This is a genomic window from Paraburkholderia kururiensis JCM 10599 = LMG 19447 (genome assembly GCF_003986935.1).
GTDB classification, from domain to species: domain Bacteria; phylum Pseudomonadota; class Gammaproteobacteria; order Burkholderiales; family Burkholderiaceae; genus Paraburkholderia; species Paraburkholderia kururiensis.
In genome coordinates this window covers 93661-115819 of the sequence record NZ_RJZE01000008.1, presented here as the reverse complement: position 1 = coordinate 115819, position 22159 = coordinate 93661, and the positions used below count along the sequence as shown (strand labels likewise).

The window sequence follows — 22159 nt, the reverse complement described above, 5'->3', positions numbered from 1 at the left end:
CTTTCGCCCGTCTTCCAGGAAACATCATGAACTCCAGCCATTCCTTCGCCTCGCACCGCCTCTGGCTGTGCGCGTCAACGAGCGCAATTGCACTCGCCATCATCGCTATCCTCGGCGCATTGCATGCTCTGCCGCCGGTCGTCACGATCGGGTTGTCCATCGTTATCGGATTGGCCGCCGTCGTCGCCTGCACGGCGTTCGACCGCGCCGCGGCACGCCGCATCGCGCTCGCGCGCCAGATGGCGCTCGAGATCGCGGCCGGCAAGGTCAACGTCGCGACGCCCCACGAGCACCTGGCGAGCGATGCGCTCATCGCCGCGCTCGACGAAACGCGAACCACGCTGCGCACATTGAACGACGAGCTCACGCGGATGTCGCAGAGTCACAACGAGGGTGACATCGACGTGACGATCGACCTCTCCCATGTGAAGGGGGACTTTCGTGCCATGGCCGACGGCATCAACAAGATGGTCGGCGGGCACATCGCGGTGAAGAAGAAGGCAATGGCCTGCGTGGCCGAATTCGGGCGCGGCAACTTCGAAGCGCCGCTCGAGCAGTTCCCCGGCAAGAAGGCGTTCATCAACGAAACGATCGAACAGGTGCGCCGCAATCTGAACGGCATCATCGCGGAGATGAACAGGATGTCGGCCGAGCACGACAAGGGCGATATCGACGTGATGATCGCCTCCGAGAATTTCGACGGTGCGTTCCGCTCCATGGCCGACGGCATCAACAAGATGGTCGGCGGGCACATCGCGGTGAAGAAGAAGGCAATGGCCTGCGTGGCCGAATTCGGACGCGGCAACTTCGAAGCGCCGCTCGAACAGTTCCCCGGCAAAAAGGCGTTCATCAACGAAACGATCGAGCAGGTGCGCCGCAATCTGAAGGCGCTCATCACCGACACGGCCGCGCTCGTCACGTCGGCTCGCGCCGGCCGGCTCGAAACGCGCGCCGATGCGAGCGCGCACCAGGGCGATTTCCGTCGCATCGTGGAAGGCATCAACCAGACCCTCGACGCCGTGATCGAGCCGCTTAACGAGGCAGGCCGCGTGCTCAAGGCCATCGAAGGCGGCGACCTCACGCAAACGGCCAGCACCGCGTTCGAAGGGCAGTTGAAGGCACTCTGCGAGAGCGTAAACAGCACGGCGACCAAGCTGGCCGAAGTGGTGGACGAGGTGAACGGCGGAGCGATGTCGCTGGCGAACGCGTCGGAAGAAGTCAGCGCGGCAGCGCAGTCGCTCTCGCAGGCTGCGAGCGTGCAGGCCGCCAGCGTCGAGGAAACGAGTGCCTCGCTCGAGCAGATGACCGCATCGATCTCTCAGAACACCGAGAACTCGCGCGTGACCGACGGTATGGCGAGCAAGGCAGCCAACGAAGCGAACGAAGGCGGGGACGCAGTCAGGGCGACGGTCGGCGCCATGAAGCAGATCGCGCAGAAGATCGGCATCATCGACGACATCGCCTACCAGACCAATCTGCTGGCGTTGAATGCCGCCATCGAAGCGGCGCGCGCGGGCGAACACGGCAAGGGCTTCGCCGTGGTGGCGGCCGAAGTGCGCAAGTTGGCCGAGCGCAGCCAGGTGGCCGCGCAGGAAATCGGCAACGTGGCGGCTTCGAGTGTCGAACTCGCGGAAAAGGCGGGACATCTGCTCGACCAGATGGTGCCGAACATCCGCAAGACGTCCGACCTCGTGCAGGAGATCACGGCATCGTCCGAAGAGCAATCCGCGGGCGTCAACCAGATCAACAGCGCTGTTGCGCAACTGAGTCAAACCACTCAGCAAAATGCTTCGAGCTCCGAAGAACTGGCGGCGACGGCGGAAACGATGAATACCCAGACCACGCAACTGCAGCAGACGATGAGCTTTTTCAAGATTCGTTCCGGTAAAACCATCCGCCCCGCTGCGGCACGCCGCACCCCGGCAGCGCCCGTCGCCACGATCGCCAAACCTCGCGCGTCGCTCCGCCAGATGCCGCTGCATGCGGCGCACGAGAGCGACGACGAGCCGGCGTTCCATCTCGACGAAGCGCAGTTCGTTTCCTACTGATCGGCGCCACCGGCATGCGCTCTGCCGCATGCCGGACGACGCGCAATAGCGAGGGCAGATGGAAACCATCACCGATTCCGAGTTCAGGCAGTTCCAGTCGTTCATCTTCGATGCAGCGGGAATCAGTCTCGCGCCGGCAAAGAAGGCCCTCGTCAGCGGCCGGCTGGCCAAGCGCCTGCGGGCCTGCCAGCTCGACAGCTACGGCGCGTACTTCGCCCTGGTTTCCAGCGACGCGCATCGCGCAGAGCGGCAGATCGCAATCGATTTGCTGACCACGAACGAAACCTATTTCTTTCGCGAACCTAAGCACTTCGACTTTCTGGGCACGGTTGCATCCGAAGTCCGGGCACCGGTGTTCCGCACCTGGAGTGCGGCCTGCTCCAGTGGAGAGGAGGCATACAGCATCGCCATGGTGCTGGCCGACCGGCTTGCGGGACGGCCTTTCGAAGTGGTCGGCACAGATATCAGCACACGCATGCTGCAGGCCGCGCAGCGCGGGCATTACCCCGATATTCGCGCGCGCCAGATGCCGGTCGATTACCGGAAACGGTTTTGCCTGCGCGGAACGGGTGCACAAGAAGGAACGCTGCTCGTCGAACGCGGGCTGCGCCAACAGGTGCGTTTCGCACAGGCCAATCTTGTCGCGCCATTGCCCGATCTGGGGCGCTTCGATGTGGTGTTCCTGCGCAACGTCATGATCTACTTCGACGCGGCGACGAAACGCGAGGTGGTTCAGCGCGTCTCATCGCTATTGCGTCCCGACGGATATCTTTGTATCGGGCACTCGGAAAGCCTGCACGATCTCGGGGTCGACCTGATCCCGGTTTCCCCTTCGATCTTTCGCAAACCCGGCCGCGCCGGGCATTGAGGGGAGGCAACGATGACTCGAATCCGCGTATTGATCGTGGACGACTCCGCTGTTGTCAGGCAGGTGGTTTCCGGCATGCTGACAGCGGCCGGCATCGAGGTGATGGACGCGGTTCCGGATCCGATCGCTGCGATGAGCCGTCTCGCGCACGGCTGGCCGGACGTGATCCTGCTCGACGTCGAGATGCCGCGTATGGACGGCATTACGTTCCTGAAGAAGATCATGGCGGAACGGCCGACGCCCGTCGTCATCTGTTCGACTCTCACCGAAAAGGGCGCCCGCACGACCATCGATGCAATGGCGGCAGGCGCCGTGTCGGTGGTCGCCAAGCCGCGGCTGGGTCTGAAGCAGTTTCTGCTGGAAGCCGCCGACGAGCTGACCACGACGATTCGCGCCGCAGCGCGCGTGAATGCGGCGCGGCTCGCCCGCCGGCATCCCCCGGCCGTGCCGGTCCCGAAACATACGGCGGATGTGGTGCTGCCGCCGGGCATGCCGGGCGCGCTGTCGCAAATGACCGAACGCATTGTGGCAATCGGCACGTCGACGGGCGGCACTCAGGCGCTCGAAGTCGTACTGACGGCGCTACCGCGCGTCTCCCCTGGCATCGTCGTCGTGCAGCACATGCCGGAAAAGTTTACGGCTGCTTTTGCCGAGCGTCTCAACCGGATTTGCGAGATCGAGGTCAAGGAAGCCGAGCCGAACGATCGCGTGACGCAAGGACGCGCGCTGATCGCGCCCGGCGGCAAGCATTTGACTGTGCGGCGCAGCGGCGCACAGCATTTCGTCGACGTCATCGACGGGCCGCTCGTCAATCGTCATCGCCCCTCGGTGGACGTGCTCTTTCGCTCGGTCGCCCGCAGCGCGGGCCGCAATGCGCTCGGAATCATCATGACCGGCATGGGCGATGACGGCGCGGCCGGGCTTGCCGAGATGCATGTCGCCGGCGCGCGTACGCTCGCGCAGGACGAAGAAAGCTGCGTCGTGTTCGGTATGCCTCGGGAAGCGATCAAACGCGGTGGCGTCGACAAGGTCATCCCGTTATCCGCGATCAGTCAGGAAATCGTGCTGGTGCAAGCTCACCGCGCTTGAGCGCGGCGCGACGCGGCACACCACTTCACCATGTAAACGCTTCGAGCCGCAACGGCATTCGCCGTTGCGGCTCGATGGCGCCTGCTATTTCAATGTGCGGTTTCGGCCGCGGTCTGGAGCGCTGCAATGTCGTTTGCCGACATCATGTGCTGCAAGGCGAGCAGGACGACGAACCGGCCGCGCACCTTGCCCATGCCTTGAATGAACTCGGTTCGGACAGACGAGCCAAACGCGGGCGGCGGTTCGATGTCCGAGGCCGGGATATCGAGCACCTCGTTGACAGCATCGACCACGATGCCGATGTCCTGCCGTTCGCCTTGAACCTGCACTTCGACAATGACGATGCACGTGCGTTTCGTCACCTCGGACGAGGGCTTGCCGAAGCGCGCCAGCAGATCCATGACCGGTACCACCGCGCCGCGCAGATTGATGACGCCGCGCGCGAACGCCGGCATCATCGGCACAGTTGTCATCGCCGTGTAGCTGATGATTTCCTTGATCGACAAAATGCCAAGCCCGTAGGCTTCGCCGGCCAGCATGAAAGTCAGCACCTGGGCCGGCTCGGCGATGTCCACGGTCTCGGGCGCGTTGACCTGCGCCCGTAGTTCGGCAGAAGCGGAAGTCTGATTCATGATCCGGCTCCCCCCATCAGAACTTCGCGAATTGTGATTCGTCGGGCATCTCCGTGCTGACGAACGCGAGCCCAGGCGCCAACGCCAGGCCGCCGGCCGGCTTTGCGGCGCTGCGCGCACGCGTGTGCGCCGTCGAGCTGCGGGCGCTGCCGGCATCGCTCGCGCGCGTCGTGCTGGCACCCGCTGCCAGGCGGAAGAACGTCATTGCCTGCCGCAACTGCTCCGACTGGCTGCTCATCTCCTCCGCGGTCGCTGCCAGTTCTTCGGAACTGGAGGCGTTCTGTTGCGTGGTCTGGCTCAACTGGCTGACCGCCACGTTGATCTGCCCAACGCCGGACGACTGCTCTTCCGACGCGGCAGTGATCTCCTGCACCAGTTCCGAGGTCTTCTTGATGTTGGGCACCATCGAATCGAGCAGTGCGCCGGCCTTCTCGGCCAGTTCGACGCTCGAGCCCGCCACAGTGCCGATTTCCTGCGCGGCCACCTGGCTGCGCTCGGCCAACTTGCGCACCTCGGCCGCCACCACGGCGAAGCCCTTGCCGTGTTCGCCCGCGCGCGCCGCTTCGATGGCGGCGTTCAGCGCCAGCAGATTGGTTTGATAAGCGATGTCGTCGATGATGCCGATCTTCTGCGCGATCTGCTTCATGGCGCTGACCGTTGCCTTGACCGCTTCCCCGCTGTGCGCGGCTTCTTTCGCGGCCTGCTGCGCCATACCGTCGGTCACTTTCGCGTTATCGGTGTTCTGTGTGATCGATGCCGTCATTTGTTCGATCGACGCGCTCGTCTCCTCGACGCCGGCTGCCTGTTCGCTCGAAGCCTGGCTCAGCGATTGCGCGGTCGCGCTGACCTCCTCGGCCGCGCCTGCCAGTGCTTCCGCCCCGCTATTGACTTCGCCAACCACGTTGGACAGCCTCGCGATCATGTTTTGCATCGCCCGCAGCAGTTGCCCGACCTCGTCTTTGTTCTTCGATTCGATGCGAACCGTGAGGTCGCCCTCGGCGAGCCGGTTGGCGGCCTCCAGCGCCTGCCCCAACGGCTTGCTGACGCCGCGACTGATGAGGAAGCCGAGCAGCACGCCCAACGCCAGAGCAGCCGCAATCGTGCCGATCATCAGCGAGCGGCTTTGCTCGTACAGCGCGGTGGTGTCTTCGGATGCCTGCTTCGCGGCGGCCTCTTTCACCTGAGCGAGGTCGGTCATTGTGTCGTCCAGCACGGTGGACTTTTCGCGCACCGTTGCCATCGCCGCCGTGAGCGCGGGATCGCGCGCGGTCAGTTTGCTCGCGTTGATCAGCGTGACGAGCGTCGCCTGGTCGCGCAGGTAGGCGTCCCAGGTTCGGGAAAAGCTGTCCAGCAGCTGTTTGCCCTTTTCCGAGGTCATGAGCGGGCGCGCCTTGTCCATGTTGTTTTTCAACAAGTCGACCGACTTGTTCATTACGTCGAGATACTTCGCGCGTTCTTCCGCCGTGGTAGCCAGCAGCGCGTTGCCGCGAGCTCGTCCGATGTAAATCAGGTCGATGTTGGCTTCCTTGATGTAAGACACGCCGAGCACTTCGTTGCTGTACATGTGATCGGCAAGATCGTTGATCTTGCCGGCGTTGCTGATGCCTACCATGCCAACGATACCGCTGGCCGAAGCGACGACGAGAAAGGCGGCTACAAGGCGGATGCCTATCCTGATATTGCCAAGCATATGAAAGTGTCCTTGGAAAAGGGATTCAGCAGGGCTTACGTCAGTCGCGACTTCGGGGACGGATTAAATCGCGAGCATCACGCTCATCTCGGTCATGCGAGCCCCGCCTATAAACGTGGATATCGGTTAGAGACAACTACGTCTTAATCCCTGATCCGGAAAATTCTTTGTAACGCCGGGAGGGGAATGATTTACCACCTGTGTTTGCGCAAATTCCCTGGCCGTTGCGTCAGAGGCGATCGTATTGACACCTTTTCCCCGCTCGAAATGCAATCTGCATCATTACGATTTCAATAAGGAAAATAATCAGGCGAGGCTGAAAAACGGCAAATTGGACGCGCGCTCCTTTAGTACGTCCTGTGCGGTCGCCTTTTTATTGAAAATGGCCTAACGGGTTAAAACAAGCGAGTTGCGGCAGCGTGCCGCCACGTTTGGCTTGCGCTGTTATGGACGGCCGCAAGATGGGTCCGCGACACAACCAGACCGTCTCTCAAGCTAATGCGCGAGAGGTTTCGGTTGGAACGTTCCGTGTCGAAAGTCCCTCCAGGTCGGCGAGGAGTTCGTCCGGTATGAAAGAGACAGCTAGCATCCGCCACTTACGTCAGCAACACCCGGAGCAATGAGATTTCGTGCCAGTTCACGCAAAAGGTGCTGTGTCTGCGTGCTCTGGAGTGCCGCTTCCCGGCTGGCCAGCCATCAGATGCCCTCCTGCGTCACGTTCGTCTCAATTGATATGCGTCAAGTTGTTTCCGAATGGTCTCCTGATAATCAGGTGCATCTGGCTGTGTGGGAGATTCCGATCCACCAGCGCTGCATCTTCTGAAGGGTTGTCTCCTCCATATCTCCATAGATATGGTTCGGCTCGCCACGGCGGGCTTTTTTTTGGGCTCCGCACGCTGCTGTCGATGTAAGCGCAAGCGCCGTTCTTCCAGGAATTGCTGAAGTGCCTGGCGGGTGGCGCTTCGAACAAGAGGAAGGCAAGTGTCATGCTAAAGATCGACCGGGCGTTCACGAGCGGGATTGAGCAGCGGCCTGAATCACTCGCCGTCGTACGCGCTGTCACGGGCATGTGCAGCAGTCTCGGCATAGGCAGCACGGCTGAAGGCGTGGAGACCATTGCCCAGTTTGGACTGCTTGGCATCGAACGATGCGACGAAATTCAGGGTTATCTGTTCAGCGAGCCGAAACCGGAGCGTGACCTCCACGGCGTTCTTGCGTCATGCAATCTCGTAGATGTCGTGCCAACGGGCATGCGTTCCGGAAAGCGCGACACGGACGAGGCGCAGGTAATGGCCGTTTCTTTCGCCGAGGGATAACGATGTGTTAGCGTCGAAATCCGCCAACCGCCATGGGCAAAGTCCAGACGCGGCGATGCCTGGGTGACAATCCGAAAAATTCTTGATGTCGCGGCGAAAGCGCGATGTAGAAATGAAACCGTCAATAGAGACTCATATGCAAGGCGCTGCCGATGCTCAAGCGAACGAACGGACGCTTTCCCGGGTTGGGCAGTTGACTCGCGTGCTGCACGATTCGCTGCGCGAACTCGGTCTCGACAGGCGCGTGCTGCTTGCCGCAGAGGTGGTACCCGAAGCCCGTGATGGTCTTCAATACGTGGCCTCTGTTTTCGAGCAGCGTGCCGATTGCACGCTGAACGCGATCGACTCGGCCAGACTGCTTCAGGATGAGCTGGAGAAACTGGCCGCAGCGCTGTGCGCCCGATGGGCGCAGTGGTACGCCGTGCCTGGCGGAGGCGACAAAGTGCCTCGTCTGTTGAACGACACGAGGGCATTCCTCTCGAAGGTGTCGGACACGGCCAGTTCGACCAATACCCAATTGCTCACAGTTCTCATGGCGCAGGACTTTCAGGATCTGGGAGGACAAGTGATCCGCAGAGTCCTGGACATCATCCTTGTGATCGAAAGGGAACTGCTTGCCGTGCTGCTCGAAAACGTGGCGCCTGAAACACTTGCGCGCATCGCCGCGTCGGGTGACGTTCAGCCATCGCCATCGATAGGGGGCGAACCATCTCAGCAACGTGAGCGCCCGGCGCTGGAAAAACTGAACGAATCCGAGGTTGACGATCTGCTCGCAAGCCTCGGGTTCTGACTGCCGTTACATGCGGCGCAATTCAAACGCAGAAGCGGCACTCACGCTCGCATCTTCCGGCATTGCCGAAACCGCAGTGCCATTCATGTGCGTTGCAAGAGGCGACCCTCGAACCATCGGTTTCGGTCCGCTTCGCTCACGTTCGCGGACAGGGTGGAGGTGGGCAACGGCGGAACGCCATCGCTGATCAGCACGACGTCGACGTCACTCGCCCTGCCCGTCGAGGCAGGCATCGCGTTCAGCAACAACGTGGGCGCCGCGTTTGGGACGACTGCATGTTGATCGGCGCGCCCAGCAGCTAGAAAAAAATTCTCCAAAGCGGCGAAGCTATAAAAAATATTGAAATTGGCTTCTCCTGTCAGAGCGATATGATTCCTCCATCGACCGCACTGTCCGATATGTGGGAGACGGGCGAGCACGGCTGCTGGCAGGCAGTCGCTCGCCGGTTGCCCGCCTGCGGGCTTCAGACTCAACAAGGAAACGCATGGCTGTCCACGCAAGCAAATCTTCTGTGCAAACCCGCCTCGTCCATGGCGGGCGGAATCCCGCCTGTTTCTCGGGGATGGTCAACACGCCGGTTCATCGGGGATCGACAGTGGTCGCCGCATCGCTTGCCGAATGGGACAGCCGCAAGGAGCCCGGCAATCCCACAGCGTCTTACGGACGTTTCGGCACGCCGACCACACGCTCCTTCGAGCAGGTGGTCGCGGACCTGGAAGGCGGCTATCGCAGCATCGTGTTCCCATCGGGATTGTCCGCGTGCGCCCTGAGCTTGCTGGCATTCGTCCGGAGCGGCGACCACGTGCTGATGAGCGACGCCGTATACGGACCGACGCGTCAGTTCGCGGAGAACGTGCTGACACGGTTCGGTATCCAAACGACTTTCTTCGACCCGCTGGCGGGCGCCGGTATCCGCGCAGACTTCAGACCGAATACACGCGTCGTCTTCGTCGAGTCGCCAAGTTCATGGACCTTCGAGGTTCTCGACATTCCGGCTATGGCCGAGGTCGCCAAGAGCGCGGGCGCAACGGTAATCATGGACAACACATGGGCTTCCCCGCTCTATTTCAACGCGCTGGGTCATGGCGTGGACGTTTCGATTCAGGCCGCAACGAAATACATCGTCGGCCACTCGGACGCGTTACTCGGTGTAGCGACAGCAACCGAAGCCGCATGGCCCACTCTGGCGAAGGGTGCGCACGACTGCGGCCAGACCGCAGGCCCAGATGATCTTTATCTCGCCTTGCGCGGCATCAGGACACTCGATGTGCGTCTGAGGCAGCATTGGGCCAATGGAGTGAAACTCGCACAGAGTCTGGTCGGGCATCCGTTGATCGAGCGCGTCATGCATCCTGCGCTGCCCGACGATCCGGGCCACAAGCTCTGGACGCGCGACTTCACGGGCGCGAGCGGACTGTTCGGCGTCGCGCTCAAGCCGATGCCACGTGCCGCGCTCGCGGCCCTGATGGACAGCTTCAGACTGTTCGGCATCGGGCTTTCGTGGGGCGGCTTCGAGAGCCTGGCGTTGTTGTCCGAGCCTGTCCTGCGCCGGTCGGTGCGCCCCTGGCCGCACCGCGGCCACGTGCTGCGGATCCACGCTGGCCTGGAAAACGTTGACGACCTCATCGCCGACATGCGCGAAGCGTTGCGCAACGCGCAAGCGCAGCTTTGAGTCTGCTGTAGCAACGGATGCGAACCGGCCTCACGAAAGTTCAGGGAAACGAACCATTTTCCGGAAAACATATTCATGCAAAAGCACCGGAACCCTTCCACACGGGGGATTTGCCATGTCTGACGCGAGTCTCGACCCGAGCCGCATGCCTCCATCGCTGTGGGCGGCCACATCTGCTCCCGCCGTGCCCACCACACCGCTGCCGGCTGGCACGTACTTCGCGGACCTGCTGGTCATCGGCGCGGGTTTCACGGGCCTCAGCGCTGCGCTGCATGCGGCAGAGCGTGGAGCCAGGGTCATCGTGCTCGAGGCAACGGAAATTGGATGGGGCGCGTCGGGCCGCAACAACGGGCAAGTGATTCCGGCCATGACGCGCGCCGATCCGGATGCGATCGTTGCGGAATACGGCGCGGACAAGGGCGAAGCACTCGTCTCGCTGATCGGCGAGTCTGCGAATACCGTGTTCGATCTCGTGCGTCGGCACCGGATAGCGTGCGCGGCCGTGCAGGCGGGATGGATACAGCCTGCACACCGCGCGAGCCGCCTCGGCCTCGCCCGCGCGCGCGTCGACCAGTGGCGGCGTCGCGGTGTCGATGTAGAACTGCTGGATCGCGACCGTACCGCAGAATTGACCGGCTCGTCGTTTTGGCACGGCGGCTGGCAGAACCCGACCGGCGGGCACCTGAACCCGCTCGCATTCGTCCGCGGACTGGCGCGCGCGGCGCAGGACGCCGGCGCTTGCATCCATACGCACACACCCGTGTCGTCGCTGACGCGGCAGGGTGCTCACTGGGTGGCGGCACACGGCGATGCGTCCGTGCACGCGAGCCGGGTCGTGATTGCCACGCACAGCTACAGCGGGCGCTCCACCCGCGCGCCGTGGCCAGGCATCGCGAAGGCACTGCTGCCGATGCGCTCGTATCAGATGGCGACCCAGCCGCTGCCCGCAGATGTGCGCGCCACGATCCTGCCGTTCGATCATGCGATGTCCGATACGCAGTCCGATCTTCACTTCGCACGCTTCGATCACGAGGGACGGCTTGTAACCGGAGGCGCGCTCGTCGTACCAATGGGTTATGAGCGCCGGCTGCCGCTGCGCATTGGTGCGCGAGTGCGACGGATGTTTGGCCAACTAAACGACGTGCCGCTTCGTTTCGAATATCTCTGGCATGGCGACTTCGCGGTCACCCCGGACCGGATGCCTCGCTTCGTGCGGCTCGATGATGGGCTGTACACGTGGTATGGCTGCAATGGGCGCGGCGTCGCACTATCGACCGCGGTCGGCCCCGAGCTTGCGGATGTCGCGCTCACGGGGGACGAGCGCGCATCGAAGCTGCCGTTTTCCACGCTGCGGACGATCACGGCGCACGCGCTCGTCAGGAGAGTTGCGATCGGCGCGATGCTCTATTACCGCTGGAAAGACCACCGCGATTAAGCACCTCCCATGACACGACATCTGTCCGGCATCGATCATTTCGTCATCGCCGTGCGCGATCTCGATGCCGCGCGCGACGACTTCGCGCGGATGGGGTTCTCCCTCACGCCGCGCGGTTACCACACCATGGGCTCTGAGAACCATTGCGCCATGTTCGCCGGCTGCTATCTCGAATTGCTGACGGTTCGCCGGCCACATCCTGTCACGGCGTTCTTCTCGGACTTTCTTGAGCGCGGCGACGGCGCCGCCGCCATGGTGGTCGCGACCGACAGCGCGGACGCGCTGTATCGCGACTGGCGTGCGGCCGGCGTTCCGGCAGAGCCGCCCGTGGGTTTTTCCCGGCCCGTCGCAACAGATAGCGGCACTGCGGATGCGAGTTTCCGGATCACGCAGGTCGACGTCGCATACACACCGGGCGGCCGCGTGTTTGCGTGCGAACACCTGACGCCGGAACTCGTCTACCCGCCCGGCGGCACACAGCATGAAAACGGCGTAACCGGTCTTGCGGGAATCACGATTTCGGTTGAGGCGGCCCAGCTTGCAATGACAGTCGATCGATACGAACGCGTGCTCGCGGCGAGCGCGATGCGCCTCGCCGATACGAGCTGCCTGATCCGCTGCGGGAATGTCGACGTTCGAATCGAACATGCCGCGCACGAAGACGCGTTCCGTGCAGGGCCGAAGTTCTCCGAGCTTGCGTTCACGGTCGAGTCGCTCGACCGGCTCGTCGATGTACTGCACCGTGCCGGCATCGAGTCCACGCGAAGCGCGCGCGATGTGGTGGTGGACGGATCTGTTGCGCACGGAGCGGCACTGCGCTTTGTCGAGCGCGGAAATGCAGCCCATGCCTGAATGACGCAATTCGCGCCCGGAATTCGATCCGGGCCTGGAACCGTTCGGCAGCAAACTCACGACAACAATTAGTAGTCCGATTCTTAACCACTCAAACGGAGTAGTCGACCATGTGTTTCAAACGAAAGTCACGGTTGCTGTCGTCCCTTTTGACGGGCTTTATCGTCGGCGTGTCGGGCAACCTTGCGTACGCGTCGCCCGTCACGGTCAAGATTGGCGTTGTCGGGCCGCTGACCGGCGAAGGCGCCGGCTACGGAAAAGACATCTTGAACGGCGTGACGATGGCGGTTGAAGAAGCGAACGCACGACACCTGAGAATCGGCGAAAACGACGTGCACCTGGAAATTGTTCACGAAGACGACCAGAGCGACCCTCGTACCGCCGTGCAGGTCGCGCAGAAGCTCGTCGATGACGGCGTGGCCGTCGTGATAGGCCATTTCAATTCCGGCACGACGTTGCCGGCCTCGACGCTATACGAACGTGCGGGAATTCCGATGATCACGCCGTCCGCGACGAATCCGGCGATTACGGGACGCGGCTATGCCAACGTGTTTCGCATCATCGCCACCGACGCCCAGAATGCCGGCAACGCGGGTGCTTATGCCGTGAAGGTAACGAAGGCGAAGCGCATTGCGGTGCTCGATGACCGGACTGCGTTTGGTGAAGGCGAAGCAGACGAATTCGTCCGCGCGGTAAACGCCGCCGGCGGCACGATCGTCGACCGCGAATACACGAACGACAAGGCGGTAGATTTCAGCGCGCAGCTCACCCACATCAAGTCATTCAACCCGGATCTGCTGTTCTTCGGCGGGCTCGACACGCAGAGTGCGTTAATCGTCAAGCGTATGAAGCAGCTCGGAGTGGATGCGCAGTTTCTGGCTGGCGGAGGGGTTGCGGACACCAATTTCCTGAAGTTGGCGGGAACGGCAGCCGACGGGGCAATGGCTTGGGAAAACGGGCCTTCGCTGCAAAGCCTGCCCGGCGGCAGTGGTTTCGCGAACGGGTACAAGGCGCGTTTCGGCAGCGACCCGCTTCCCTACTCGCCGTTCGCGTACGACGGCACACGAATGGCGATTGCAGCGATGCTGACAGCGAAATCCGTAGAGCCCGCAAACATCTCTAAGGCGCTGAAGGGGCTCGATTTCAACGGCCTGACGGGAATGGTCTCATTCGACCGCAAAGGCGACCTGAACCATGCGGTCTGCACCTTGTATCAGGTGAAGAACGGCGCGTGGCAAACGGTGACGAGTTCGGCACGCTGACTGGACAGCGCAGAGCCGTACGACCAGACGGCTGAGACGCCCTCAAGAAACGCTACCCGGTGGGGGAGCCTCGGCCTGAGACCGTGCATTTGCTGGCCCGCCTCAATGTCACTCGCCCAGTCGCACTTCGGCGCCAGGCGGAAACTGACGTGCCCTCCGGAATTACTACGCTAACCGCGCAGATCAGTTCCCGCGACGGGCAGTTCCTGGATAAATGCCGCCATTGCAGGCGCTACGATGCATCTGCCCACCGTTGAACGGGAGGTCAACAGGGAGCTGATGATGCAAAACGGGCACGTCTGCCGTGAACCTGGCTGACGTGCCCGTCGCAAGCGCTACGCCGACCCGGGGTAGCGCTGCTCACACCGGTTTAGAAGCGGTGGCGAATGCCGGTGGTCACAGCCACCTGGTTTTGTGTGCTCGAAGACGGAATGATGCCGCCGATCGAGGTCGGGACAGCAAACGAAACGCCGTTCACGTTCTCAGACGACGAATGCTGGTACACGCTCGCCAGATACACGTCGGTGCGCTTGCTCAGCGAATAGTCGGCGCCGAGTGTGACCGAATGCCATTTCGGACTGAGCCCCGTGTCGCCGGACGACAGGCGGCTCCACGTATACGTGTAGTTGCCCACGAGCGCCAGCGCCGGCGTCAATCCATAGGTGCCGTTCACCTCGATGTTGTCAAAGCGCATGTTCACGCCCGAACCGACGCTGCCAAGGTCCTGCAGGCGCGTGTGCGTCCACAGCAGCCCAACCGTTCCCGGACCATACGCGTAATTGGCGCCGACACCGACCGTGCGCTGCACGCCGGCCAGTTGCCCACTGCTCGTACCATTAACAGTGAACAGACCGGAATTGAGTACGGAATTGGATGCGATATTGGCATTGACGCCCGGGTTGCTCATCTGGCTATAAGCGGCGGCAACCTTCAGAGGCCCGCGGTTATAACCCGCGCCGACGCTCCACTGACGACCGTCGGCAAAGGCACCGGCCTGGTTGCTGAAGCTGTACATGCCGCCGAAGCTGAAGCCGGCGTAATTGGTGCTCTGATACTTGAGCGCATTCAGATACGAATACTCGGCACCGATATTGTCATTGTTGAACGGGTGGGCGGCGAGGTTGATGCCACCGGCCTGACCTGCGAGTCCAAGCGGCGACAGGTAGTCGGTGAAGGTGTCGTACTGGCGACCCAGCGTGACGGTGCCGTAGTCACGGCTTTGCACGCCGACGTAAGCCTGGCGCGTGAACATGCCCGAAGACTGACCCGTGAAATAGCCGGGGCTGAACTGGCCGTTATTCAGGTTGAATCCGGATTCCAGCTTGAAGATCGCGTTCAGGCCACCACCCAGGTCTTCCGCGCCCTTCAGGCCGAAGTACGTATTGGACATCAAGCCACTGGACTGCGCCCACAGGCTGTGCCCGCCCGCGTTATTCACATAGGCAAGACCCGCGTCGAGCGAGCCATAGAGCGTCACGCTGCTCTGTGCGTGCGCGGCCGCGCTGAATGCACCCAACACACCGAAGGCGACGAGGGTTTTTTTGAGGTTGCTTTTCATGGGGCTTTCTCCCTGTTATTGAAGTTTCATTGCGTCAACAACCGCATCGGCGGACGGCGAGTATGGTGGCATCGGAGCGGGATCTGTCGGTTGCTGCCGTGCAACGAGGCAGGGCTATCTCAGGCTACCTTGATAAATAGCAACCAATCTGTCGCGAGCGGGAACTTACTGGAAGGTGGGCGCATTGAGGCCATTGGCATATGTCGTGCTGACGACAATCGATGACCGGCAAATCAAGGCGCCACGAGGAACAACTCATGAAGTTTCTCTTCTGCATCGCCGCCCTCTTCCCAAGGCTGCGCCATGACGGTACCGAGCACGATGCCGGTACGGAGGTCGTCGTCGAACATGGGAATGGCGAGCAGCGCCGGCAGCGCTGCGAACGAAAAGACCAGCGAGAAAGACAGCCCATCATGGACAGAACGCGCACGCCGTCGGTTCACGGTCGTCGGTCATGGCGGCAGCGCGCACGTGATGCAATATGCGATTTGCTGCGGCCTGCTGAACCTGACGCGCACGCTCACCAACGTGCGCACGCTCCTGTTCGTTGGCAGGTGTCACATGCACAGCCGGCAATTGCCCCAAGGTATCAACCGCCAGCTGGCCCTGGCGGCGCCGCACGCACGATACAGCGCAACGCATTGAACATCTCGTGCAGTTCGCACTTGCACTGCGGTGCACTGATGTCCGTCAGCATCGGATAAGGTGCCGCGAAACCCCACTTTTTGTCGGACACATCAGTCGGGTAGCGCTGCGGTTGGCTCTTTTCATACCGCCAAAAGTGGCTAACGCACGCTAGAACGCCTGCCAGGCCGGCTTGCTTTCGTTCGCGACAAGCGGCGTCTCGCTTCTGTGCCGGACAGCGTTCCTCGCCGTCGATACCGGCCGCCGCTGTGCCACAGTCGCACGCACAGGCAGGCTTGCAGAACCTGCGATGGAGTCAGGCAGGCGGAAGATCGAAACGAGTTCGCGCAGGGTGCTCGACTGCGATGCCATCGACTGCGCAGCGGCGGAAGCTTCCTCGACAAGCGCCGCATTCTGCTGCGTGACTTCGTCCATCTGTATGACCGCCTGGTTGACCTGCTCGATACCGGTATGCTGCTCGACCGACGCGGATGCGATCTCCCCCATGAGGTCAGTGACACGTTTGACCGAGTCGACCACTTCCTTCATCGTGGCGCCCGCATTGTCGACGAGCGACGTGCCGGCCTCCACCTTGGCCACCGACTGGTTGATGAGCTCCTTGATTTCTTTGGCCGCCGACGCGCTACGCTGCGCGAGGCCGCGCACCTCGCTCGCCACGACGGCGAAGCCGCGGCCTTCCTCGCCAGCCCGCGCGGCCTCAACCGCGGCATTCAGCGCCAGGATGTTCGTCTGAAACGCGATGCCCTCGATGACCGCAATGATTTCGGAAACCTTGGCCGAACTGGCGGAAATGTCGTGCATGGTATCAACCACCTGTGCCACCACCTGCCCGCCTCTGGCCGCCACCTCCGATGCATTGCCGGCGAGCGCGTTGCCCTGACGGGCGTTCTCGGTATTCTGTTTGACCGTCGCAGTCAACTGTTCCATGCTTGCCGCCGTTTCCTCCAGCGATGCAGCCTGCTCTTCGGTACGCTGGCTCAGGTCGGTATTGCCTGCGGCAATCTGGGCGGAGCCGCTAGCGATGCTTTCGCTGCTTGAGCGGACGCGGCTCACAACGTCCAGCAGACGCTCGTTCATGTTTTTCAGCGCGTGCAACAGTTGGCTCGTTTCGTCGGTACCGGACACTTCGATGTCGGACGTCAGATCGCCCCGCGCAACGGTCTCAGCAATGCCGACTGCCCGACCCAGTGGCGTGACGATGGAACGGGTAATCAGCCATGCCACCACAACAGACAACAGCAGCGCAGCCCCGCACAGAACGCCCGTTAAAACGATCGTCGTATGGTAATTGACCTCCGCTTCTGCCTTGGCGTCGGCTGCGCCAGCCCGATTTAGCTTTACGTCCTGCTCGATCAGCCGCAGTGCCTGAGTGAAAAGCCTCGCCGACTCGCCTGTTGCAAGTGTTCTGGCCGCAGCGAACCCGGCATCGCCCGATTCGGAAAGCTCAAGCAGTTTCGCGTCAGACGTCATGTATGCGGACCACGCATTTTTTAGGTTGTCCGTAATTTGCTGTTCTTCGGGCGAGGACACCAGCTTCTCGTACGCGGCCATCGCGGCGTTAAAAGACGACAGATCAGCGTCATGCTGGGCGCGCTGACTTTGCTTTGCCGTTACATCGCTCTCCATAATCGATCGCAAGCTAGCCCGGCGTACGCCGTTCGCCAAGGCTCGGATATCGCCCAGCGTCTGAACACTGGGCAGCCAGTTTCCGGCAATCTCACGCGTCCCTCCGTAGATTCTTGAGGCCTGCAACATGGCGAGGCCGCCTGTCATCAGCAACAGAAGCAGGGCAATGCCAAAGCCCACTTTAAGGCGGGTGCCAATACGTAGCGAACCTAAATATTTCATGTTCATATCTCCAGGGTGACAGTCCATATATCGGTCCTGTCCGGTCTACCTGAACTGCTGCCAGGTTAAACCCTGGACGCCAGAGCGCTGTGCTCATTTACCAGAAATACGGAAGCGCCCGGTTGAAGCGCTGCAGCGGCGCCTGCTACCGATCAAGGCCCGCCAGTAAACGTGTCGGCGCCCAGTGTTCCGAAGACCTGTTCTGGCACTTATCCCACGCCGCAAACGGCGCTGCTGTCGCTTCGCCGCGTGGACGGCTATCGTCCGCGACAGGAAGCCGGCGCCGGCGCAGGCCATGCGATCTGCGGGCTCCGTCGCGCAGGCGTCACAAGCGGTGGCATATGCCGCAGCCGAATATAGGTAAACTCGTATCCCGGAACGGCACGGCTGGGTCGTCCCGAAACGCTCAACCGTGACGCACGACCGTTCGCAACGCGCGTACCTGTAGAGGGGCAGTCAAATGAAACTTGCAGACTTCATTGAGGCCGACCTTGACGGTTTGATCGACGCCTGGGCGGAATACGCCCTGGCCATCAGCCAGGAGGACACGCTTCTTTCCGAAAGCCAGTTACGAAATTCTGCTGCCGAGATTCTGACGGCAATTGCAGCGGACATGCGAACTGCACAGAACGCGGTGCAACAGGAAGCCAAATCCCGTGGCAACGATCGCGCCCCGCAATCGGAGTTCAACCGCGTGGCACACCATCACGCGGAGGACCGCCTGGCGCATGGCTTCGGTATCAACGACGTGGTAGCGGAATTCCGCGCCCTGCGCGCCACAGTGCTGCGTCACTGGCACACGACCTCGCCCGAAGGTGCCGCGGCGTTCCAGGAAATGATCCGCTTCAATGAAGCGATTGATCAGGTACTCGCTGAATCGGTGCGGCACCATGCGGCCCAGACCGAGCGCAGCCGCGACCTGTTTAACGGCGTGCTGGCCCACGACCTGCGCTCGCCGCTGGCGGCGATACTGAATGCAGGCGAAGTGCTGCTGCATGACAACGGTCTGTCTTCCAGCAGCGTACGGGCGATTGCGTTCGTCCAGCGCAGCGCAACGCGCATGAAGCAGATGATCGACGATCTGCTGATTTTCACCCGTGCACGACTGGGCTACACGCTGCCGATCAGTTTTGCGTCGCAGGATATTGGGCGTATCTGTGGCGACGCCGCGGACGAAGTGCGGGCGTCCTTCCCTGACGCCACCATCGACGTGCGTCTTGCGGGCGATCTGCGGGGCCGCTGGGACGGCGCCAGGATCGGCCAGTTGATGGTCAACCTGCTGACGAACGCAGCTCGCTATGGTTCTGGCGGAGTTGTCGTCGAAGCCGATGGCCGCGAGGGACACGTGACCATTGTCGTCTCCAACGAAGGCAACCCCATCCCGGAGAAAGCGCTGCCCACATTGTTCGATCCGCTCACGAGGGCGAATTCGCCGGAGCGGAGCGGAAGCGCTGCGGGCATTGGACTCGGCCTCTATATCTGCCGCTGCATTGTCAGGGCGCATCAGGGAACCATAGCCGTTGCATCATCGGAACGCGGAACCAGCTTCACCGTGCATATGCCGTGCTCGCCTTCGCTTTCCGGTTGAGGGCGATGATCCGACGCAGCGTGGAAGGTCGAGGCGATCCGGTGATGGAGGCGGCTTGCGCGTAAAAGCTTTGCGCGAGCTCGGCGGCCGAGGCGATGACCCGTGTGCCCCCGGTTTAAATGACAACGGGTGGGCACCTGCCTCCTGGAGTCGGTGAAGTCACAGACCAATGGAACGCAGAAAGGTCGCTCATTCGCGGGCGATGCGGCATCGTTGCCTTAATCCGTTCTTAAGGTACGCGCTGTAGGCTTGCCTTCTGTCCAGCGACGGCGCGCCAGGTGTGGACGAGGTTCATTGACCTCGCGATCACCCCAATGACGATGTTCCGTTAACGTATGCTGCGAGAGTCCATGACCGAACCGATCGAAGCATTTAATCGAGCGATTTTTCTTCGGCTCAACGCCACGCCAACCACCCCGCATTGGCTGACCGAAGCTGGTTTGCTGCTCGCCAACTACGCAATCTGGATCGTCCCGGTCACGCTCGCCTGCATGTGGCTGGCGGCAGGCAGCGAGAGGCGTGAAATAGCCGTGCGCGCGAGCCTCGTTGGCTTTGTCGCGCTGGGCATCAACCAATTGATCGGTATGGTCTGGTATCACCCTCGACCGTTCGTGACTGGATTGGGACACACGCTTCTGGCGCATGCGCCAGATTCGTCGTTTCCGAGCGATCACGTTACGCTGCTCTCAGCCGTGTCGTTCACTTTTCTCTACAGCGGGCTGCGACTACCTGGCTTGTTTATTCTTGCCGTCGATATCGCGGTGGCGTGGTCGCGCGTGTTTGTCGGCGTGCACTTTCCGTTCGACATGGTCGGCGCGGCCAGCGTGGCCTGGATCACATACGCTCTGAGTTCGGCACTCTGGAGCTCATGGGGATCGGCCTTTACGCGAGCATGCGTTGTGGTGTACCGCAAAACGCTCGCCTGGCCGATTGATCAAGGATGGCTGCGCCCATAACTGCGCGTCCACGCGAACCCGCTCACTACACTCCGTCATGAACAGGCCGGCCGCCCGCAAAGGCCTGCCCGATCACGAAAACGCCAGATAGTGCTTCGTAAAACTGTCGCTCAACACTTCCCACAGCGTAGGCGTTCCTTTTTCCATAAACCAGGAATCGCCCGCACCGAATAGCGCGCTTTGGCCGGTGGACTCGTCGGTGATACGCACTTCTCCCTGCAGGATCGTTGCCTGTTCGCTGAACGGGTACACAAGGCGGTATGTGCCCTTCGACGTACCGAAATAGCCCGCGTTGATGGCATCGGTGGGCGCGCCGTACGTCGCGTCGCCATACGCCTGCACATCTCCCCCTTCCAGAATTTCGGCACCGAGCTGGCTCAGACTGCCCCACGGATGAAGATGCGCGATCGTCATGTTGCGATCGATGATGGTCAGACTCATGATGAAAATCCTGTATCAGAACAAGGATGGAACTCAACGGCGTCCATTCCAGTAGCCGGACATCTGGTGAAGCGCCTTGCCCAGGCTGACGAGCAAGGCGCGATAGCGGTCTTTACCGCCAATTCCCGCGCGGCTTATTGCGCTGATCAGCCGATAACGCTCCGAGCCGCCCAGGATGCCCTCCGCCAGAATCTTGCAGATGATCTGGCTCGGCGTGACGCCGAAGCCGGAATAGCCCTGTACGAAGAACGCGTTGGCGTGTCCGGGCAGAGCGCCGATCTGCGGAAACAGGTTGCGCGTTGTAGCCATAGGACCGCCCCACGCGAGATCGATACGGACGTCGTGCAGGTACGGAAACACTTCAAGCATCAAGCGCCGGTTCCATTGCTTGAGATCGGTGGGGACGCGTTCGATCACCTGCGTCGACGAACCGAACATCAGCCGGTTATCGTTCGTCACGCGGTAGTAATTGATGATCGGCCGGATATCGCTATACGCGCCGCGAATCGGGCTGATCTGCTCGATCAGTTCCTGGCTCAACGGTTCTGTTACCGAGTTGAACGCGTACACGTTGATCGTGCTGCGATGCAGCTCCGGCTCGATCCGGTTATTGAATCCGTCTACGGCCCACACCAGCTTGCGCGCGCTTACCGATCCCTTTGCCGTTCTGACTCTGATCCGGTCGCCATAAGTCACTTCCAGCGCAGGGCTGTATTCGAAGATCCTCACGCCGTAGATCTCCGAAATCGCCTTCGCCTCGCCAAGCAGCAGATTGAGCGAATGCACATGCCCGCCGCCCATATGCAGCAGCGCAGCCTCGTAGACGTCGGAGCCAATGATCTGCCTGACGTCGCGCCCTTCCATAAAACGTATTTCGTACGGAGAACCGAGCGACTTGAATTCTTTCTCCCAGCTGCGCAAGGTCTTCGCCTGGCGCGCGTTATAGGCGAGATAGCCGTATCCGCTGCGGAAGTCCGCATCGATGTTGTATTTAGCGATACGGTCACGCATGATCTGCGGCCCGAGGTCGCTCAACGCGAATATCGCGTGCAGACCTTCTTCGCCCACGTCGGCCTTGATCGCGTCGAGATCGTGTCCGATCCCGGCCATGACCTGCCCACCGTTGCGCCCCGTGCCGCCATATCCCAGGTAGCGCCCTTCGAGAACGACCGTGTCGGTCACGCCCTGCTCCGCCAGTTCGAGCGCGGTGTGAATGCCCGAGAATCCACCGCCTACGATCACCACATCTGCTTCAATATCGCCCTCGAGCGACGGGAAACTCAAATCGTATTTCCTGGTTGCCGTGTAGTACGTCGGCGTTTCATCCGTGTGCATTGCGTGTCCCGTCTGTTTCGAAAACGTGCGGGCCTGCAATGACCCGCACAATCCTGGTGGCAAACGATCTTAAGCAGACAGAACGCGTGCCGTTATCACAAATCGGCAGCCGCTCGACCGAAACGAACGTGCTC

General features: G+C 61.6%; 17 protein-coding genes and 2 pseudogenes. 11 read left to right on the top strand and 8 right to left on the bottom strand.

The window, feature by feature from the left end; all coding sequences use genetic code 11:
- Window positions 1-26 precede the first annotated feature (26 nt).
- Genes PKKP23_RS11615 through PKKP23_RS11605 form a run of 3 tightly spaced genes read left to right on the top strand, consistent with a single transcriptional unit; the run spans window position 27 to window position 4005 of the window.
- On the top strand, window positions 27-2048 hold the full coding sequence (locus tag PKKP23_RS11615) for a methyl-accepting chemotaxis protein (protein ID WP_126876992.1): 2022 nt from the start codon (window positions 27-29) through the stop codon (window positions 2046-2048).
- Window positions 2049-2106: 58 nt separating this feature from the next.
- Window positions 2107-2916, top strand: a complete 810-nt coding sequence (locus tag PKKP23_RS11610; RefSeq protein ID WP_126876991.1) for a CheR family methyltransferase — start codon at window positions 2107-2109, stop codon at window positions 2914-2916.
- A gap of 12 nt (window positions 2917-2928) precedes the next feature.
- Window positions 2929-4005, top strand: coding sequence for a protein-glutamate methylesterase/protein-glutamine glutaminase (locus tag PKKP23_RS11605; protein ID WP_126876990.1), 1077 nt, complete (start codon window positions 2929-2931; stop codon window positions 4003-4005).
- Window positions 4006-4094: 89 nt separating this feature from the next.
- Here PKKP23_RS11605 and PKKP23_RS11600 read toward each other — a convergent pair whose 3' ends face one another.
- The gene (locus PKKP23_RS11600) at window positions 4095-4637 is read right to left on the bottom strand and encodes a chemotaxis protein CheW (RefSeq protein ID WP_126876989.1); all 543 of its coding nucleotides are present in this window, start codon (window positions 4635-4637) and stop codon (window positions 4095-4097) included.
- A 16-nt stretch (window positions 4638-4653) separates the two neighbouring features.
- Complete coding sequence (locus PKKP23_RS11595; RefSeq protein WP_126876988.1) at window positions 4654-6327, bottom strand: methyl-accepting chemotaxis protein; 1674 nt, start codon at window positions 6325-6327, stop codon at window positions 4654-4656.
- A 986-nt stretch (window positions 6328-7313) separates the two neighbouring features.
- Here PKKP23_RS11595 and PKKP23_RS11590 point away from each other — a divergent pair.
- Window positions 7314-7643, top strand: a complete 330-nt coding sequence (locus PKKP23_RS11590) for an EAL domain-containing protein (RefSeq protein ID WP_126876987.1) — start codon at window positions 7314-7316, stop codon at window positions 7641-7643.
- Between the two features lie 136 nt (window positions 7644-7779).
- Window positions 7780-8433 (top strand): protein phosphatase CheZ, encoded by a 654-nt coding sequence (locus tag PKKP23_RS11585; protein WP_240658919.1) that lies wholly within the window; start codon window positions 7780-7782, stop codon window positions 8431-8433.
- A gap of 89 nt (window positions 8434-8522) precedes the next feature.
- Here PKKP23_RS11585 and PKKP23_RS11580 read toward each other — a convergent pair.
- Window positions 8523-8648: pseudogene (locus tag PKKP23_RS11580) on the bottom strand (MBL fold metallo-hydrolase); the annotation flags it as partial.
- Between the two features lie 185 nt (window positions 8649-8833).
- Here PKKP23_RS11580 and metC point away from each other — a divergent pair.
- The 4 genes from metC (at window position 8834) to PKKP23_RS11560 (ending at window position 13654) form a co-directional block, all read left to right on the top strand.
- Complete coding sequence (gene metC / locus PKKP23_RS11575) at window positions 8834-10105, top strand: cystathionine beta-lyase (protein ID WP_275094568.1); 1272 nt, start codon at window positions 8834-8836, stop codon at window positions 10103-10105.
- 115 nt (window positions 10106-10220) lie between these two features.
- Window positions 10221-11540 carry an NAD(P)/FAD-dependent oxidoreductase gene (locus tag PKKP23_RS11570; protein WP_126876985.1) on the top strand — a complete coding sequence of 440 codons (1320 nt, stop codon included), beginning with the start codon at window positions 10221-10223 and terminating at the stop codon, window positions 11538-11540.
- Window positions 11541-11549: 9 nt separating this feature from the next.
- Window positions 11550-12392 (top strand): VOC family protein, encoded by an 843-nt coding sequence (locus PKKP23_RS11565; protein WP_126876984.1) that lies wholly within the window; start codon window positions 11550-11552, stop codon window positions 12390-12392.
- Between the two features lie 110 nt (window positions 12393-12502).
- The gene (locus PKKP23_RS11560; protein ID WP_168724557.1) at window positions 12503-13654 is read left to right on the top strand and encodes a branched-chain amino acid ABC transporter substrate-binding protein; all 1152 of its coding nucleotides are present in this window, start codon (window positions 12503-12505) and stop codon (window positions 13652-13654) included.
- Between the two features lie 370 nt (window positions 13655-14024).
- On the opposite strand, the gene PKKP23_RS11555 is transcribed toward PKKP23_RS11560, so the two are convergent.
- From PKKP23_RS11555 to PKKP23_RS11545, 3 genes and pseudogenes are all read right to left on the bottom strand, one after another.
- Window positions 14025-15212, bottom strand: coding sequence for a porin (locus PKKP23_RS11555; RefSeq protein ID WP_126876982.1), 1188 nt, complete (start codon window positions 15210-15212; stop codon window positions 14025-14027).
- Between the two features lie 480 nt (window positions 15213-15692).
- A pseudogene (locus tag PKKP23_RS35080) lies at window positions 15693-15830 on the bottom strand (IS5/IS1182 family transposase); the annotation flags it as partial.
- A gap of 177 nt (window positions 15831-16007) precedes the next feature.
- On the bottom strand, window positions 16008-17705 hold the full coding sequence (locus tag PKKP23_RS11545) for a methyl-accepting chemotaxis protein (RefSeq protein ID WP_126877086.1): 1698 nt from the start codon (window positions 17703-17705) through the stop codon (window positions 16008-16010).
- A gap of 460 nt (window positions 17706-18165) precedes the next feature.
- Here PKKP23_RS11545 and PKKP23_RS11540 point away from each other — a divergent pair, with 460 nt between their 5' ends.
- Entirely contained in the window at window positions 18166-19293 is a 1128-nt protein-coding gene (locus PKKP23_RS11540; RefSeq protein ID WP_126876981.1) for a sensor histidine kinase, read from the top strand.
- 350 nt (window positions 19294-19643) lie between these two features.
- A complete protein-coding gene (locus PKKP23_RS11535; protein WP_233411412.1) occupies window positions 19644-20249 on the top strand; it encodes a phosphatase PAP2 family protein in 606 nt (201 codons plus the stop codon).
- Between the two features lie 72 nt (window positions 20250-20321).
- Here the strand turns inward: PKKP23_RS11535 and PKKP23_RS11530 are convergent, their stop codons facing one another.
- The gene (locus PKKP23_RS11530; RefSeq protein ID WP_126876979.1) at window positions 20322-20690 is read right to left on the bottom strand and encodes a cupin domain-containing protein; all 369 of its coding nucleotides are present in this window, start codon (window positions 20688-20690) and stop codon (window positions 20322-20324) included.
- A gap of 33 nt (window positions 20691-20723) precedes the next feature.
- Complete coding sequence (locus PKKP23_RS11525; RefSeq protein ID WP_126876978.1) at window positions 20724-22025, bottom strand: NAD(P)/FAD-dependent oxidoreductase; 1302 nt, start codon at window positions 22023-22025, stop codon at window positions 20724-20726.
- Window positions 22026-22159: the final 134 nt, after the last annotated feature.

Excerpts from the sequence above, each read along its gene's own strand:
- PKKP23_RS11615 (WP_126876992.1), top strand. The coding sequence starts at position 27 with ATGAACTCCAGCCATTCCTTCGCCTCGCACCGCCTCTGGCTGTGCGCG.
- PKKP23_RS11610 (WP_126876991.1), top strand. The coding sequence starts at position 2,107 with ATGGAAACCATCACCGATTCCGAGTTCAGGCAGTTCCAGTCGTTCATC.
- PKKP23_RS11605 (WP_126876990.1), top strand. The coding sequence starts at position 2,929 with ATGACTCGAATCCGCGTATTGATCGTGGACGACTCCGCTGTTGTCAGG.
- PKKP23_RS11600 (WP_126876989.1), bottom strand. The coding sequence starts at position 4,637 with ATGAATCAGACTTCCGCTTCTGCCGAACTACGGGCGCAGGTCAACGCG.
- PKKP23_RS11595 (WP_126876988.1), bottom strand. The coding sequence starts at position 6,327 with ATGCTTGGCAATATCAGGATAGGCATCCGCCTTGTAGCCGCCTTTCTC.
- PKKP23_RS11590 (WP_126876987.1), top strand. The coding sequence starts at position 7,314 with ATGCTAAAGATCGACCGGGCGTTCACGAGCGGGATTGAGCAGCGGCCT.
- PKKP23_RS11585 (WP_240658919.1), top strand. The coding sequence starts at position 7,780 with ATGCAAGGCGCTGCCGATGCTCAAGCGAACGAACGGACGCTTTCCCGG.
- PKKP23_RS11570 (WP_126876985.1), top strand. The coding sequence starts at position 10,221 with ATGTCTGACGCGAGTCTCGACCCGAGCCGCATGCCTCCATCGCTGTGG.
- PKKP23_RS11565 (WP_126876984.1), top strand. The coding sequence starts at position 11,550 with ATGACACGACATCTGTCCGGCATCGATCATTTCGTCATCGCCGTGCGC.
- PKKP23_RS11560 (WP_168724557.1), top strand. The coding sequence starts at position 12,503 with ATGTGTTTCAAACGAAAGTCACGGTTGCTGTCGTCCCTTTTGACGGGC.
- PKKP23_RS11555 (WP_126876982.1), bottom strand. The coding sequence starts at position 15,212 with ATGAAAAGCAACCTCAAAAAAACCCTCGTCGCCTTCGGTGTGTTGGGT.
- PKKP23_RS11545 (WP_126877086.1), bottom strand. The coding sequence starts at position 17,705 with ATGAAATATTTAGGTTCGCTACGTATTGGCACCCGCCTTAAAGTGGGC.
- PKKP23_RS11540 (WP_126876981.1), top strand. The coding sequence starts at position 18,166 with ATGAAACTTGCAGACTTCATTGAGGCCGACCTTGACGGTTTGATCGAC.
- PKKP23_RS11535 (WP_233411412.1), top strand. The coding sequence starts at position 19,644 with ATGACCGAACCGATCGAAGCATTTAATCGAGCGATTTTTCTTCGGCTC.
- PKKP23_RS11530 (WP_126876979.1), bottom strand. The coding sequence starts at position 20,690 with ATGAGTCTGACCATCATCGATCGCAACATGACGATCGCGCATCTTCAT.
- PKKP23_RS11525 (WP_126876978.1), bottom strand. The coding sequence starts at position 22,025 with ATGCACACGGATGAAACGCCGACGTACTACACGGCAACCAGGAAATAC.